This window comes from Sphingobacterium sp. lm-10 (assembly GCF_023554555.1).
Lineage (GTDB): Bacteria > Bacteroidota > Bacteroidia > Sphingobacteriales > Sphingobacteriaceae > Sphingobacterium.
Map to the genome: position 1 here is coordinate 1,698,982 of NZ_JAMJWC010000001.1, position 14,523 is coordinate 1,713,504.

The following is a 14,523-nucleotide window of genomic DNA, read 5'->3' on the forward strand; positions in this document are numbered from 1 at the left end:
TTCATGTTAAGTGAAAAATTAATCCCATACTGGGTTTTATTTTAAATTCGGATCGATAGGTTCTTGAAAAAACGGTCTACAGTGAAGGCTTGGTTCAGCGATCTAGATTCCTGAGAACGTGTGGTATGTACGATGGGATGTGACAACAGAAGTGCCAGGGAGTATGTAGATACTCTGTTTTTCATTTGGGTAAGTTTAAAAGTGAAATACTACAAGTGCCAACGCCAATTAATACTTGTGATAATGGGTGCCTAAACGAAGTGATCGCCCCGCAAAAATTTATTACCTACACATTCGTGAAGGACATACTATGAAAGATATAGAAGAGATAAGCTTGTTAGTTAACGAAGGGTAAACGCGATAAAAACTAATTTGGTAATACATGTTTTCATTAATTAAATGGTTATTAAAACTTTTTAGCCATGATATTTTCAAAACTAAACATTAAAATCTATAATATCTATAATTTTAGTAGATTTTAATTATCAGCAAATAATGTTCTTAGGCTATAGTAAATAGAAGATCCATTTAAAAAAACCGTAAATAAGGTCTCAAACCAGATTCATCTCTATAAAAGTACTTTCCAACTAAGATATTGTTAGAAGAAATGATTTGGGTATAATTTGTCATAATTTCAACATAAATCATCAGCTAATAAGGCTCGCATATTCTCAAAAAAATTGTGAAGTAGTTTGTCAAATACGAATCGTAAAGTAAATAGTACCTATTTAAGCGTAAGTCTTATATAATTCTGTGTCCAAACATTCTTCTCACTTGTTTTTGGTACAGTTATTGACGAAGTGATTATTCATTAAACCTTTTCTAATTACCTCATTCTGAATAGGTATAATCCGGCCGTGATAACAATTTTTCCGGTTATTTTTCTTATTTTTGCAAACATTTCATTAAGGAAGGCATTTAATACAGTAGATGAGACAGCTTAAAATTACACAATCCATTACCAACCGTGAATCTCAATCGTTAGATAAGTATCTTCACGAAATTGGTAAAGTAGACTTAATTACTGCGGAAGAAGAAGTGATCTTGGCGCAACGCATCCGTGAGGGTGATCAAGTGGCGCTGGAAAAGCTTACAAAAACGAATCTGCGGTTTGTCGTCTCCGTCGCAAAACAATATCAAAATCAAGGCCTAACATTAGGTGACTTGATCAACGAAGGCAATTTAGGCCTAATCAAAGCGGCGAAGAGATTTGACGAAACCAAAGGATTCAAGTTTATCTCCTACGCAGTATGGTGGATTCGCCAGTCTATACTACAAGCTATCGCAGAGCAGTCTAGAATCGTTCGCTTGCCACTGAACCAAGTGGGTTCTTTAAGCAAGATCAGTAAAGCATTCTCCAAATTGGAGCAGGAGTATGAGCGTGAGCCATCTCCAGAAGAATTGGCTGACATCTTGGAAACCACCGTAGACAAGGTATCTGATACATTAAGTAATTCAGGTAGACATGTTTCCATGGATGCACCATTCGTACAAGGAGAAGAAAACACGTTACTTGACGTATTAGAAAATAAAGATCCTGATACCGACAGTACTCTGATTGACGAGTCTTTATCTGAAGAAATTAAACGTTCATTAGCTACCCTAACAGAAAGAGAACGAGAGATTATCGTTTTATTCTTTGGCCTTGGATCCAATCATCAATTGTCTCTGGAAGAGATTGGTGAGAAGTTTAGCTTAACTAGAGAGCGTGTCAGACAGATTAAAGATAAAGCTTTGCAACGCTTACGCCATACTTCACGCAGTAGAATCTTGAAGTCCTATTTAGGCTAATTGCCAAGTAGAATATATTTCACATTAGAATTTAGATGCGTAGCCAAAAGCTACGCATTTTTTTGTGCCTCCCCTATTGAACAGCTATTGTTAGCCAAAAGAAAATATTTCCAGCTATAAACATGTGCCTATCCCGCACGGACACCACCGCAAAACCCGTATATTTGAACTAATGATTGAATTATATACAGACGGTGCATCGAGTGGAAATCCAGGCCCTGGCGGATACGGTACGATTTTAAGAACGATTTACAAAGGAGATAACGCATCGTTACATGGAAAGTTAATTGAAAAAGAATACTCAGGTGGTTTTCGTAAGACCACGAATAATCGGATGGAGTTATTAGCGGTAATCATCGGATTAGAAGCGTTGAAATCCATCAATCAACAAGTTACCGTCTATTCAGATTCTAAATACGTCATCGACGCCATCGACAAAAAATGGGTGTATGGTTGGATACAAAAAGGTTTTCAGGGCAAAAAGAACCGAGATCTCTGGTTAAGATTAATGCAATTACATAAACTTCATCAAGTGAGATTGGTGTGGGTAAAAGGTCATGCAGGTCATCCATTAAATGAACGTTGCGATCGCCTGGCAGTAGCTGCCTCAAAAGATAAGGCATCTTGGAAGATCGACCACATATTTGAAGCAGAGGCAGCAAAAGTCTAACAGCAAAAAAGTCTTGCCCTTTCGGACAAGACTTCTCACATTTAAAACATATAATCAATCACTATTCTACCACTGACTAACCACCACACTATGTGTTGCTTTGTATAGATAGAATGAAAAATGACCCGAACGTTTAATCGATGTCATGTTAAAAGATGTTAAGCATGATATATAAAAGGAAAAGCCTGATAGTGATTAAACTATCAGGCTTTGTACCCAGAGCCGGGATCGAACCGGCATGGATTGCTCCACTGGTGTTTGAGACCAGCGCGTCTACCAATTCCGCCATCTGGGCATCTCTGGTTACTTCCGTTGTTTGAAGTGATGCAAATATAGAAACTCCAAATTAATTTGTCAAGAGAAATCATCATCCATTCTCAAATCCACTGATTTAGAGCCTATTTATTTTCCACGTCTTGTATTGTTTCTCCGCAGCCAGCTCAATAAGGAATTATTGGGCTATAAATACAGACAAACGATAGGGATTATTCTCTCACAAGAGAGCGATCTAAATGCACATATCCCCCATCTACATGAATCAATTGTCCGGTGGTATGACTAGATTTGTCCGACAACAAAAATACGCACGTATCTGCAATCTCTTCTGCTGTGGTCATTCGGTTTTCCAAGGGAATACGGTCTGTGATTTTCTTCAACGTTTCTTCTGGATTATCCAATGTTTGAATCCAACGATCATACTGCGGCGTAGCAGCTTCTGCCACGACGATGGCATTCACCCGAATTTGATACGGCAACAGTTCTACCGCCCATTCCCGCGTGAGCGCGTTACGACCACCATTGGCCGCTGCATAGGCAGAGGTACCACCCTGCCCAGTTTCTGCCGTTTTAGAACTGATGTTAACAATGGCTCCTTTACTTCGTTTTAGCGCATCTAATGCGTGGTGGGCCATGAGGTAGTAATGTACCAGATTCTTATGCAATGAAGCGACAAAAGCCTCATAGTTGCCCGATACTAAACCTACGCCGTCATTCACTCCGGCATTATTCACTAAGCCATCAATACGGCCATATTTTTCTATAGTTTGCTGTACTGCGCGCTCACACGCTATTGGATCCGACAGCTCGGCGGCGATGGCATACGCTTCCGCACCAAACGCACTTACTTCTGCTACAGCCAATTGATTATCGGCTGCACTTCGCCCCACAATAACGGGTATGGCACCTTCTTTCGCTAAAGACAATACAATCCCTTTACCAATTCCTTTGGCGCCGCCTGTAACGATAATGACTTTATTTGTTAAATGTAAATCCATGTAAAAGCATTAAAATTTATAGATTCTGCGTGCCGTTTCTCCCCAAAATGCGGCGCGCTCTTCCGACGTGAAGTCGTCTAATCTGCTTGCCGCGATCTCTTTGCTTTCTCGATAGGTAGCCGCCAGCAGGCTAACGGGCCAGTCCGAACCAAACATCACGCGATCTTTACCAAAGTGTTGAATGACATGATCAATATAGGCCGTAAAATCCGACAATTCCCAGTTCGACCAATCTGCTTCTTTGGCTAAACCAGAGACTTTACATACCACATTGGGATATTTTGATAAATCGGCGATAAAGCTAGCCCACTGTTCTACTTCTCCCGATTTGATATCTGGCTTGGCCATGTGATCCAACACAAATTGCAACTTCGGGTTTTGCGCTACGCAAGCTAAGGTTTGCTGAAAATGCCGTGGATGAATCAACAGATCAAAGGTATAATCGTATTTGGTCAGTGCACACAAACCGCGTTGCACATCTTCTCGTACGAGATAGTCAGGGTCGGCTTCTGCTTCTACAATATGTCGAAAACCCTTTGTAATCGGAAGGCTTCTAAAATTTTCCAATTGCTCCTCCAAGTTTTCCGCTCTGAGGTCTACCCAACCTACTACGCCTTTTATCATGGCATACATGGTCGATAAATCCACCAAAAACTGGGTTTCCTCTGGCGTGGAAGCCGCTTGTACGGCAATGACACCATCTATGCCATTCGCGTGCAATTCTGCCCTTAAATCTGTCGGCATAAAGTGGCGCCTGATGGCGCTCATTTCTTCCGTGATCCAGCTGTCGCGATCAGGGTCGTACATCCAGAAATGCTGGTGCGAATCTATCGTCATGTGTATTCAGTTTTAGTCAGATAAACGAACCTTAATAAAATTAACGGTAGGCAATTACTTCCTGACGTGATTCACCCAAGTGATCTGCCCCTAGCTCAATCACATCTCCTGGTTTAAGATAGATCGGCGGATTAAAGCCTAACCCCACGCCCGCTGGTGTGCCGGTAGAGATCACATCGCCCGGCAAAAGCGTCATGAATTGGGAAACATAAGAAACAATGAACGGCACGTCGAAAATCAAGTTTTTGGTATTTCCATCCTGGTACATTTTGCCATTTACTTTTAACCATAAGCGTACGTTGTTGATATCAGGAATCTCGTCTTTAGTGGTCAACACGGGGCCAATTGGCGCAAAGGTATCGCAGCCCTTCCCTTTATCCCAGGTACCACCGCGCTCCAACTGATACGCGCGTTCAGACACGTCGTTATGCAACACATAACCGGCTACATAATCCAAGGCATCCGCTTCGGACACGTAAGACGCCTTTTTCTCGATTACGACGCCAAATTCTACTTCCCAGTCTGTTTTTTCTGAACCTTTTGGAATCACCACTTGGTCAAAAGGACCGATTAAAGAGGTTGTGGATTTCATAAAGATAATCGGCTCTGCTGGAATAGCAGCGCCTGTCTCTGCCGCATGATCTTTATAGTTAAGGCCGATGCAAACAATTTTCGATGGGCGCGCTATTGGTGATCCGATGCGCACATCGGCTGGTATTTCGGACAATTGCCCATCATTGTCTTGTACATATTTAGCTAATTGCGAAAGACCATCTTTTTCAAAAAATTGCTCATTATAGTCCCCACCAAAGGCCGAAACATCGTATCTCTTCTCTCCAATCGCTACACCGATTTTCTCGTTACCGGCTTCTCCAAAACGTATTAATTGCATGTGTATGTTGTTATTTAATTGTTCAACTTAATAAATCCGCCATCAATCGGATAATCATTACCGGTGATAAAAGCGGCATCGTCACTACATAAGAATAAAGCTAATTTAGCAATTTCATCTGGCGTAGCCATCCGGCCGATGGGTTGAGATTTCGACAATTTTTCGAACATCTCCGCTTCCTGACCTGGGTAATTGGCTTGAATAAAACCATCCACAAAAGGGGTGTGTACGCGTGCTGGTGAAATGCTATTGCAACGGATACCATCATGTAAGTAATCTCTGGCTACCGATAAGGTCATGGCATGAATTGCGCCCTTACTCATCGAATAAGCAAATCGATCACTGATACCAACCAAAGCAGCAATAGAAGCTAAATTTAACACAACTCCTCCACCCTGCGCTTTCATCAGGGGAACGACAGCATATAGCAAATTATACGCTCCTTTCACATTGACTTGAAATACCCGCTCAAAATCTGCCTCAGCACATTTTTCCACGTTGCCTACATGCGCAATTCCAGCATTATTCACCAAAATATCGATCTTGCACATCTTATCCACCAGGGCAAGTACTTCTTTCTGATCCGTCACGTTACCCGTATGATGTATGGCACGACCACCTAAATCGGCAATCTCTTGCACCACCCCGTTTGATCCCGCTTCATCCCTATCAAAAATATGCACCTCCGCTCCCGCTGCCGCAAAACGCTTGCTTATCGCCTTTCCTATTCCGCTACCACCGCCGGTAACCAAGGCTATCTTATCTTTTAATTCACTCATCTTCATTCTTTTTTATAAGGAAACACCTCTTCTCCATGGAATAAAATCATCTTGTCCTAGTTGCACCGCTTTGCATGTTTCGCGTCCGCTCGCTACATCGATCACATAATCCAATATGCGGTGTGCCGATTCGGCAATGCTTTCTTCGCCATCGATGATCGTTCCGCAGTTAAGATCAATAATATCTGGCATCCGTTTGTACGTAGCCGTGTTGGTAGAGATCTTGACGACGGGTACAATTGGGTTGCCGGTCGGCGTGCCTAATCCTGTGGTAAACAACACGAGGTTGGCACCTGCAGCAACTTCGGCGGTAGTACTTTCTACGTCATTTCCCGGGGTACATAGTAGATTAAGACCTGGTGTATTGGCTAACTCTGGATAATCGACCACGGCCTGCACCGGAGAGGTACCGCCTTTCTTAGCCGCTCCGGCCGATTTGATCGCGTCGGTGATCAATCCATCCTGGATATTTCCCGGCGAAGGGTTCATGTAAAATCCAGAACCATCGGCTTCGGCTTTTGCATTATACGTACGCATGAGGTGAATGAATTTCTCGGCCATAGGTTCATCCATACAACGATCGCTCATCTCCTGCTCCACACCACATAATTCCGGAAATTCCGCGAGAATAACCGAGCCACCCAACGTAACCAACATATCAGAAAGGTAACCTAAAGCCGGATTGGCAGATATTCCCGAAAAACCATCTGAGCCTCCGCATTCCAAGCCAATACAGAGCTTAGATAATGGAGCTGGCTGCCGCGTAAATTGGTTGGCGATCGTTAAACCCGCAAATGTGGCTTTAATAGCATTTTGCATTAAGCGTTGTTCGGTACCTTCCAATTGCTGCTCGAAAACATACAATGGTTTGTCGAAAGCTGGGTCACGTTTAGCAATTTCGGCTCGCAAAATAGATGCTTGCGCATGCTGACATCCCAAGCTAAGTACGGTAGCTCCTGCTACGTTTGGATGGGTGATGTATCCGGCCAGTAAGCCACAGAGCGCATCGGAATCCATCCGTGTACCACCGCAGCCCATCTCATGATTCAAAAACTTCACCCCATCCACCTGGGGAAACAGACGATTTGGGGCGTGATTTATCGCCGTAGGTGATAGATCAGCTTCCAGCAATTGCGCTACATCTGCGCCGGACTGATATTGCCGAATTAGCTCATCTACCTCATTAGAATAATCGGCAGACTGTACGCGATAACCCAGCTTCTCCTCCAAGGCAGACTTCAAGGTGAGCACATTGCGATTCTCGCAAAAAACAAGCGGAATAACCAACCAATAATTTGCCGTACCTACGGCACCATTGCTTCGGTGAAACCCATCAAAAGTACGTTGCTCAATAGCCGATACATCGGGCTTTACCCAAGCTATTTTTCGCTCCCCTAATCGAAAATCTTCTGCCGCGTGGCGTAGATTTTCCGTATCAATCAGCTCTCCTACAGATAAGGCAACATTGGCCTTACCCACTAAAACTCCGTACATGAATACCGGTCCATCTACGGCAATATCCTCCACCGTAAACTTGTGTTTGGCACGTACGGATTGGCGTAAAGCAAATTGGCGCCCAGCAAATTCCAAGGCAAAGCCTGCTGGAAGATCACTTATGGCCACCAGCACATTATCCTTTGGATGGATCTGTAAAAATGGAAGTTGTTCCTTATCTCTTATCATACATTATCTTTTCTCTTGGAATGATTACCCGCCTAACTCAAAAATTTTATCCATCAGCACCCACTTTTCACCGGGTTTCGCGCCGGGCAAGGCGACTTGATATTTCCACATCAACTGTTCCCATTCCTGCACACGCTCATTATTCCCATCTGCTTTCGCTTTTTGCTCGAAACTAAAGTCATCAGATACATCCATCAGCATCATTAAACGATGGCCATAGCGATAAATTGCCATGTGATGTATCCCAGCGTTGACAATGGAATCTTGTATCTCCGGCCATACCGAACGATGGTAGGCCTCATATTCTTCGATCAGATCTGGCTGATCGACCAGATCTAATGCTAGCACATATCTTTTCATTAAGATTTAATGTTATCTCTTTACGTCTTGTATTTATTGAATAGCGTGTTGAAAATTCATCTCCTAAATTTAAACGGGCGCTAAGATAGTTTCTCCGTTTTTGCAGGAATTGCCGGTCGATTATAAAAGGCGAACAACACCACGATGATGAAGCACAACAGCACAAAGAAGTAGGAATACGGCATATGACCGGTAAGATCCGTGATATAGGCTGCACCTAAGGGAATAATCGCACCTCCAACGATGGACATCACAATCAGGCTGGAGGCAGGTTTTGTATCGTGACCGACACCTTGTATACCCATCGCAAAAATCGTCGGAAACATGATGGACATGAAAAACGTAATGCCCAACAAAGCATATAGCGTCACCATGCCGCTACCGAAAATCACAACCAAGGTCAATGCGCAGGAGATAATCCCATACGCCGCCAGCAACTTAGCAGGCTGTACAAACTTCATAAAAAAGGAACCGATGAACCGACCGATCATGAATAAGAAACCGGCCACACCTGCATAATACTTGCTTTCCAATCCGCTCATGCCCAACATTTCTTTGGCAAACACCAATAGAAAGCTAAATACGTATACCTGCGCACCGATATAGAAAAATTGGGCAACTATACCCCATCTTACTTGGGTATGTTTTAGCACACCGACAAAGCCGCTGGCCTTGTCGGAAGTTTCTTCCTCTTTGATGTCTGGCAACTTGGTAAAGAAGAATAAGATGGCGACAGCCAGAATAATTCCTCCTAAAATCATATAAGGGCCTTTCACCAACGAAGTTTCTGCTTGTACATAGGCAGATCGAGCTGCTTCTGTAAGCTGTGCTAGCTCATCTGGATTTAATGGTTCTTCGGCCAAAATGAAATAGCCTCCTACTAAAGGCGCCAACGATGCCGCTAAGCCGTTGAAAGATTGTGCAAAGTTCAATCGCTCTGTAGCGCGCGCAGGATCGCCCAACACCGTAATGTATGGATTGGCCGCTGTTTCTAAAATTGTGAGCCCACAAGACACCACAAACAAGGCACTTAAGAAAAACGGATAACTGACGGCATTCGCTGCAGGCACAAATAGAAAACATCCTAAGGCAAAAAGACACAAACCGACCAAGATTCCGGCCTTATAACCGTAGCGTTGCATAATCAAACCTGCCGGAATGGCCAGCAAAAAATAGGCAGCGAAGACAGAAGAATCAATCAGCGATGCTTGAAAATGACTGAGACTGAAGGCACTTTGCAAGTGTTTGATCAGAATTGGATCCAGATTGTGGATAAATCCCCAAAAAAAGAATAGCGAGGTGATTAACACCAACGCAAATGTATAGCGATTTCTATTTGTCATCACAGATGATGTATAATTGATTATATGAAATATTCATGTTCTTCAAACACAAATACGCATGGATATTCCGTATGGCCTTTGAAAAACAAATAATATTCATACGAATTAACGGAGATGCATGCGTAATTCAGTAAATGCTATTACCCAAATAATAAGCAATATTACCTCACTGTAAAATAAGTTAGCTATTTTTGGGAATATATCTAACATATTATATGATGCAGAAATTGCACCGTTACGAATCGGAAACACAAAGTTTTCAAATCCGAAAGGACCACATTCCACAGTACCATCAGATCTGGCACTATCATGAAGAGCTGGAACTCATCTATATTCATCGAGGTTTAGGCACCTTTTTTATCGGCGATTGCATCCAACGCTTTGAACACGGCACCGGCGTACTAATCGGGAAAAATGTACCACATTATTGGCATTTTGACGAAGAATTTAGTGAGAACGCGCGAGCAGAGATTTATGTCATTCATTTTCGGGAAGATTTTGCAGGGAAGGATTTTTTTAATCTACCAGAATTAGCAGAAGTTCGAAGAATGCTGCATCACGCCCAAAAGGGACTATGGATCGAAAAAACACCCGTTGCAATGGCATTATCTTTTCAGGAATTAGAGCAGGAGGTGGCAGGTTTTCAACAGTTCTATTTACTGCTACATGTGCTACATCAATTTACGCAATTCAAGCCCAAAATGAGCTTAATTAGTTCGGAGTACGACATCCAGCAGCAACACGAAGAAGTTTCCAGAATGAACACCATCATCAGCTTCATCAACAACCATTATCGGGGTGAATTGGACTTAACTAGTTTGGCCAACTTATCGGGTATGACCCGAAATTCCTTCTGCCGTTATTTCAAGCAACGTACCGGCAAAACGCTCACGGCTTTTATCACTGCACTACGTGTCGCGCACGCCTGTAAGCTGCTCAGAGATTCACACGCATCCATCAAAGAAAGCTGCTTTGACTCCGGTTTCAATAATTTTGTCAGTTTCCACAAAGCATTTAAAAAGATTACTGGCATCACTCCCCTGGCGTACAGAAGTGCTTTCGGATAAGCTTTATCTGTTCAATGCCTCGGCCATACGCATTAACCCCGTATGCAACATTTCCTGAGGACAGGCCACATTGATACGAATATAACCTTCTCCATTGGCCACAAAGACCTCTCCTCCCTCGATCAACACACCAGCTTCTTTAGCGAAGAATACCGTCCAACGATCGGTGCCTTTTCGTTTAGGCAAATAGGCTGATAAATCCACCCACGCTAAGTAGGTTGCTTCTGGTACATAATAACGCGCTAATGGCAAAGCTTCTGCCAGGAAATGCTGTAGAAAATGTAGGTTGGAGTCGATGTATTGATTGAGCTGTCGTAGCCATTCTGCACCATATTCGTATGCTGCTTGGCTAGCTACCACACTGAGTGGCGAATGATAGTCGTTATATAAACGCTTCCATTCGGTACGTAATTGTTGATTTTTGATAAAAACATGCGACAGCATATTGCCCGCCAGATTAAAGCTCTTGCTCGCTGCTGTGCAGGTGATGATACGATCAGAATCCGGAAATAGAGAGGCCATCGGGATATGTTGAGCTCCTTCACGCAACAGGTCGGCGTGAATCTCGTCTGATATAATCCAAACGCCATTTTCCAAACAAAGGCGGCCCAGTTGTATCAGCTCGTCTTTAGTCCACACCCGTCCCGTCGGATTGTGCGGATGGCATAATATAAACACACGAATGCGGCTAGCGGAGTCTTCCAGCTTTTGACGGAGGTCGGCAAAATCCATCTCATAACGCCCATCATTTTCTTTCAACGCGCTAAGCACCACCCAACGACCACACTGATCACCGGCTTTTTTGAATGGTGCATACGAAGGTGTTGTGATCAATACTTGCTCATCTTGAGCTGCCAACAGTGGCACCAATCGATAGAGCGCCGTGACGATACCCGGTGCCGACACTAACTCATCGGTATCGATATCCCAGCCGTAATGCTCCAAAAACCAACGCTGCAGTACTTTCCCATACTGCTGGTCGTAAATCTGCGTATAACCCAGAATCTTTTGATCCAAACGCGCTCGAACCGCATTAAGTACAGGAGGCGGACTGGAGAATGCCATATCGGCCACCCAAAGACGGATCAATTCATCATCCCGATAAGGAAGTTGCAGATTCTGTTCATGAGGAAAAAGGTACGATTTCCAGCCATCATAAGTTAGGCTATTCGTGCCGCTTCTAGGGATAATTTCATCAAAGTCGTATGTCATAAACCAGTGTAGCACCAGGTATGATCTGGTGCTACACAAAGATGTCTAAAACATCACGAAGATCCTAATGCCTCCGACTAGGATAATGCGGCTTTCACCGTATCCTGCCATGGTGTAGTAGGCCTTCCAATCAATTTTGACAACGTTTTATCGTCACTGTATAAATCACCTTTCGAAGCGGCTACATCCCAGCTCGCTATCATCGGGGCAAACCCTTCTGGCACACCAAAGGAAATCAGCATGTCGCTATATTCTTTGTCTGTTAGGTTGTGGTAAGGAATATCTTTATCGGCTTCTTTAGCAATGACTGCGGCAAAATCAGCTAGCGTGTAGGCGTCATCACCTGCTAACTCATAGACTTTTCCTTCATGGCCCTCTTCCAACAAAACGACCGCAGCAGCTTCTGCAAAGTCTTCCCGAGAAGCCGAAGCAATTTTTCCTTCTCCGGCACTGCCGATGTATGCACCAGCGGCTACCGAACCCGATATTGATCCTGCATAATTCTCCGTGTACCAGCCATTACGCAAAATGGTAAAAGGCACACCCGATTCTTTTAAAAATGCTTCAGTAGCCAAATGCTCTTCGGCTAGGTTAAGGGTAGAGCGGTCCGCGTGCAAAAGACTGGTATATACAATTCTTGAAACACCAGCATTTTTCGCCGCGCGAACTACCGCTTCGTGCTGTGCTTTTCTTTTGCCGATCTCGTTGGCAGAAATAAGTAACAATTGATCCACCCCTGCTAGCGCATTTTCCAAATGATCGGGTTGGTCATAATCGAATACACGTGCTTCTATACCAAGATCATGGGCTTTATCGGTATCGCGCACCAGAGCAACTAGCTCTGCGTTCGGATTTCTTTTTTTTACTTGCTCCACCACCAAACGACCTAGTTGTCCGGTAGCACCTGTAATTCCTATTTTCATATTTGATAAATTTATTTGTAATATATTTTGTTACATTAAAGATCAAAAAAAGACACTTAAAATCGGTCGACAAAATTTTGCAGGGTCTGCTCGTTCAGTGAGGCAAATACAATCCGATCGGTCTCCAGATATAGGCTATCCAATCGATTATTAATCTCCTTCCCTACCGGACATTTTGGATTGGTTTTCAAATTCTTCTTACCCAAAATATCTGTATTCCGAATCGCCTGATACACGTCACCTAATCTAATTTCGTTCCCTCTCACTTGTAAACGAGATCCACCCTCTTTTCCTTTTCGACTAACTATCCAACCTTTGTCTTGCAGCACGCCCAGCTCTTTGCGAACGACTACAGGATTTACGTTGATGCTACCTGCAATCCAATCCGAGCTCACCCAATCCGTCGTATTTTTAGACAGAAGGCAGAGGATATGTAGAGCCGTAGCAAATCGTGTATTATTCATTTCGAAACAAAGATAGCACAAACTTCTTTAATGTAACAACTTTTATTACATTATTTTTTTTCTGTAGTTTCCGTACCGGTGCATCGTTTATCTAAACAGCTAATACTTTTTCGAATGCCTTTCGTGAACTTCCACGAAACACCACTTCCCCGCAGTATTGATAATTCATTTTTTCGAAAATTCGCAGCATGGCCGTGTTATCAAAATTAGTATCGGCACGGAGACTTTGTATAGCATGCTCTTTGGCAAATGTTTCGATATGGAGCAGTAATTGTTGTGCCATACCCATCCCGATGTAATCCTTTGATACCGCAACACGATGAAATACTACAAATGAACCATCCGTTAGCCAAGTTCCTTGGATATTTTGATAAGCGGGTTCGTCGTCGATCAATATCGCACAATATCCGACCAGAAAATCTCCATCAACCAATACATAGCCTGCTCCGCGGTCAATGTCTTTCTCCACTACTTGCAGGTTGGGGTAACCATCTTGCCATTGCGCACTGCCGTCTGCTTTTCGTCGCGCTACTGCATCTTGCAAAATGTTCCAAATGGCATTTGCTTCTCTAATCTTTGCTTGTCTAAAGAGGTAATTACTCATGATTGCTATTGATTATTTATTCGACTATGCTTGCCAAGTTAGGATAAAATCCTTAAAATCGAACCGCAAACACAGCAGACAAACATAAAACAAACAAGTATGACAAACCAAAAAGAACTTCTTTGGACGCTCCTACCTTTTCATGAGCTTTCGACCATAGAATTATACGAAATATTGCAATGTCGTTCGGAAGTTTTTGTCGTCGAACAAAACTGCGTGTATCAAGATATAGACGATAAAGATCCGCATTGCCTACATTTGATTGGTCGAGAAAAATCAGATGGTCCGATTGCCGCCTATACCCGAATTGTGCCTCCAGGAATTTCTTTTGCCGAGCCTTCTATCGGACGTGTACTCACCACGGCACCCTATCGGCGTCATTCTTACGGAAAGCTTTTAATGCGGAAGAGTATCGACATGGTAAAACAGCATTATCCTAACCAAATGATTCGGATCGGTGCACAAACTTATCTGGATAAATTTTATCAATCTTTAGGTTTTATTCCAGTCGGTGAACCTTACGACGAAGACGGAATACAACATATTGAAATGCTGCACGACTAAATAGTTGGAAAACCTTTTTTAAGAAATGCATGTTTATGTTTTAACACGCAAATTAGTCGA

General features: G+C 43.1%; 16 protein-coding genes and 1 tRNA gene. 4 read left to right on the forward strand and 13 right to left on the reverse strand.

What is annotated here, in order from left to right; translation table 11 throughout:
* Positions 1 to 41 precede the first annotated feature (41 nt).
* A complete protein-coding gene (locus tag M8998_RS06800) occupies positions 42 to 185 on the reverse strand; it encodes a hypothetical protein (protein ID WP_249991645.1) in 144 nt (47 codons plus the stop codon).
* 745 nt (positions 186 to 930) lie between these two features.
* Here M8998_RS06800 and M8998_RS06805 point away from each other — a divergent pair.
* A complete protein-coding gene (locus M8998_RS06805) occupies positions 931 to 1,791 on the forward strand; it encodes a sigma-70 family RNA polymerase sigma factor (RefSeq protein WP_249991647.1) in 861 nt (286 codons plus the stop codon).
* Positions 1,792 to 1,963: 172 nt separating this feature from the next.
* A complete protein-coding gene (locus M8998_RS06810; RefSeq protein WP_249991649.1) occupies positions 1,964 to 2,461 on the forward strand; it encodes a ribonuclease H family protein in 498 nt (165 codons plus the stop codon).
* A gap of 213 nt (positions 2,462 to 2,674) precedes the next feature.
* Here M8998_RS06810 and M8998_RS06815 read toward each other — a convergent pair.
* From M8998_RS06815 to fucP, 8 genes are all read right to left on the reverse strand, one after another.
* Positions 2,675 to 2,756, reverse strand: a tRNA-Leu gene (locus tag M8998_RS06815).
* Between the two features lie 190 nt (positions 2,757 to 2,946).
* Entirely contained in the window at positions 2,947 to 3,735 is a 789-nt protein-coding gene (locus M8998_RS06820) for an L-fucose dehydrogenase (RefSeq protein ID WP_249991650.1), read from the reverse strand.
* Between the two features lie 9 nt (positions 3,736 to 3,744).
* Complete coding sequence (locus M8998_RS06825) at positions 3,745 to 4,572, reverse strand: amidohydrolase family protein (protein WP_249991652.1); 828 nt, start codon at positions 4,570 to 4,572, stop codon at positions 3,745 to 3,747.
* 40 nt (positions 4,573 to 4,612) lie between these two features.
* Positions 4,613 to 5,464 carry a fumarylacetoacetate hydrolase family protein gene (locus M8998_RS06830; RefSeq protein ID WP_249991654.1) on the reverse strand — a complete coding sequence of 284 codons (852 nt, stop codon included), beginning with the start codon at positions 5,462 to 5,464 and terminating at the stop codon, positions 4,613 to 4,615.
* Between the two features lie 14 nt (positions 5,465 to 5,478).
* Entirely contained in the window at positions 5,479 to 6,243 is a 765-nt protein-coding gene (locus M8998_RS06835; RefSeq protein ID WP_249991656.1) for an SDR family NAD(P)-dependent oxidoreductase, read from the reverse strand.
* A 12-nt stretch (positions 6,244 to 6,255) separates the two neighbouring features.
* Entirely contained in the window at positions 6,256 to 7,926 is a 1,671-nt protein-coding gene (locus M8998_RS06840; protein WP_249991657.1) for a UxaA family hydrolase, read from the reverse strand.
* Positions 7,927 to 7,950: 24 nt separating this feature from the next.
* Positions 7,951 to 8,286 carry an L-rhamnose mutarotase gene (locus tag M8998_RS06845; RefSeq protein ID WP_249991659.1) on the reverse strand — a complete coding sequence of 112 codons (336 nt, stop codon included), beginning with the start codon at positions 8,284 to 8,286 and terminating at the stop codon, positions 7,951 to 7,953.
* A gap of 80 nt (positions 8,287 to 8,366) precedes the next feature.
* Positions 8,367 to 9,629, reverse strand: coding sequence for an L-fucose:H+ symporter permease (fucP, locus tag M8998_RS06850; RefSeq protein ID WP_249991662.1), 1,263 nt, complete (start codon positions 9,627 to 9,629; stop codon positions 8,367 to 8,369).
* A gap of 215 nt (positions 9,630 to 9,844) precedes the next feature.
* Here fucP and M8998_RS06855 point away from each other — a divergent pair, with 215 nt between their 5' ends.
* Positions 9,845 to 10,696 carry a helix-turn-helix domain-containing protein gene (locus tag M8998_RS06855; protein WP_249991664.1) on the forward strand — a complete coding sequence of 284 codons (852 nt, stop codon included), beginning with the start codon at positions 9,845 to 9,847 and terminating at the stop codon, positions 10,694 to 10,696.
* A gap of 3 nt (positions 10,697 to 10,699) precedes the next feature.
* On the opposite strand, the gene M8998_RS06860 is transcribed toward M8998_RS06855, so the two are convergent.
* The 4 genes from M8998_RS06860 to M8998_RS06875 all read right to left on the reverse strand — a co-directional run bounded on the left by M8998_RS06860 (position 10,700) and on the right by M8998_RS06875 (position 13,899).
* Positions 10,700 to 11,908, reverse strand: a complete 1,209-nt coding sequence (locus M8998_RS06860) for a MalY/PatB family protein (protein WP_249991666.1) — start codon at positions 11,906 to 11,908, stop codon at positions 10,700 to 10,702.
* Positions 11,909 to 11,985: 77 nt separating this feature from the next.
* On the reverse strand, positions 11,986 to 12,831 hold the full coding sequence (locus M8998_RS06865) for an SDR family oxidoreductase (RefSeq protein WP_249991668.1): 846 nt from the start codon (positions 12,829 to 12,831) through the stop codon (positions 11,986 to 11,988).
* Between the two features lie 56 nt (positions 12,832 to 12,887).
* Positions 12,888 to 13,295 carry an Rrf2 family transcriptional regulator gene (locus M8998_RS06870; protein WP_249991670.1) on the reverse strand — a complete coding sequence of 136 codons (408 nt, stop codon included), beginning with the start codon at positions 13,293 to 13,295 and terminating at the stop codon, positions 12,888 to 12,890.
* A gap of 91 nt (positions 13,296 to 13,386) precedes the next feature.
* Positions 13,387 to 13,899 (reverse strand): GNAT family N-acetyltransferase, encoded by a 513-nt coding sequence (locus M8998_RS06875; RefSeq protein ID WP_249991673.1) that lies wholly within the window; start codon positions 13,897 to 13,899, stop codon positions 13,387 to 13,389.
* 99 nt (positions 13,900 to 13,998) lie between these two features.
* Here M8998_RS06875 and M8998_RS06880 point away from each other — a divergent pair, with 99 nt between their 5' ends.
* Positions 13,999 to 14,463 carry a GNAT family N-acetyltransferase gene (locus tag M8998_RS06880; protein ID WP_249991675.1) on the forward strand — a complete coding sequence of 155 codons (465 nt, stop codon included), beginning with the start codon at positions 13,999 to 14,001 and terminating at the stop codon, positions 14,461 to 14,463.
* Positions 14,464 to 14,523: the final 60 nt, after the last annotated feature.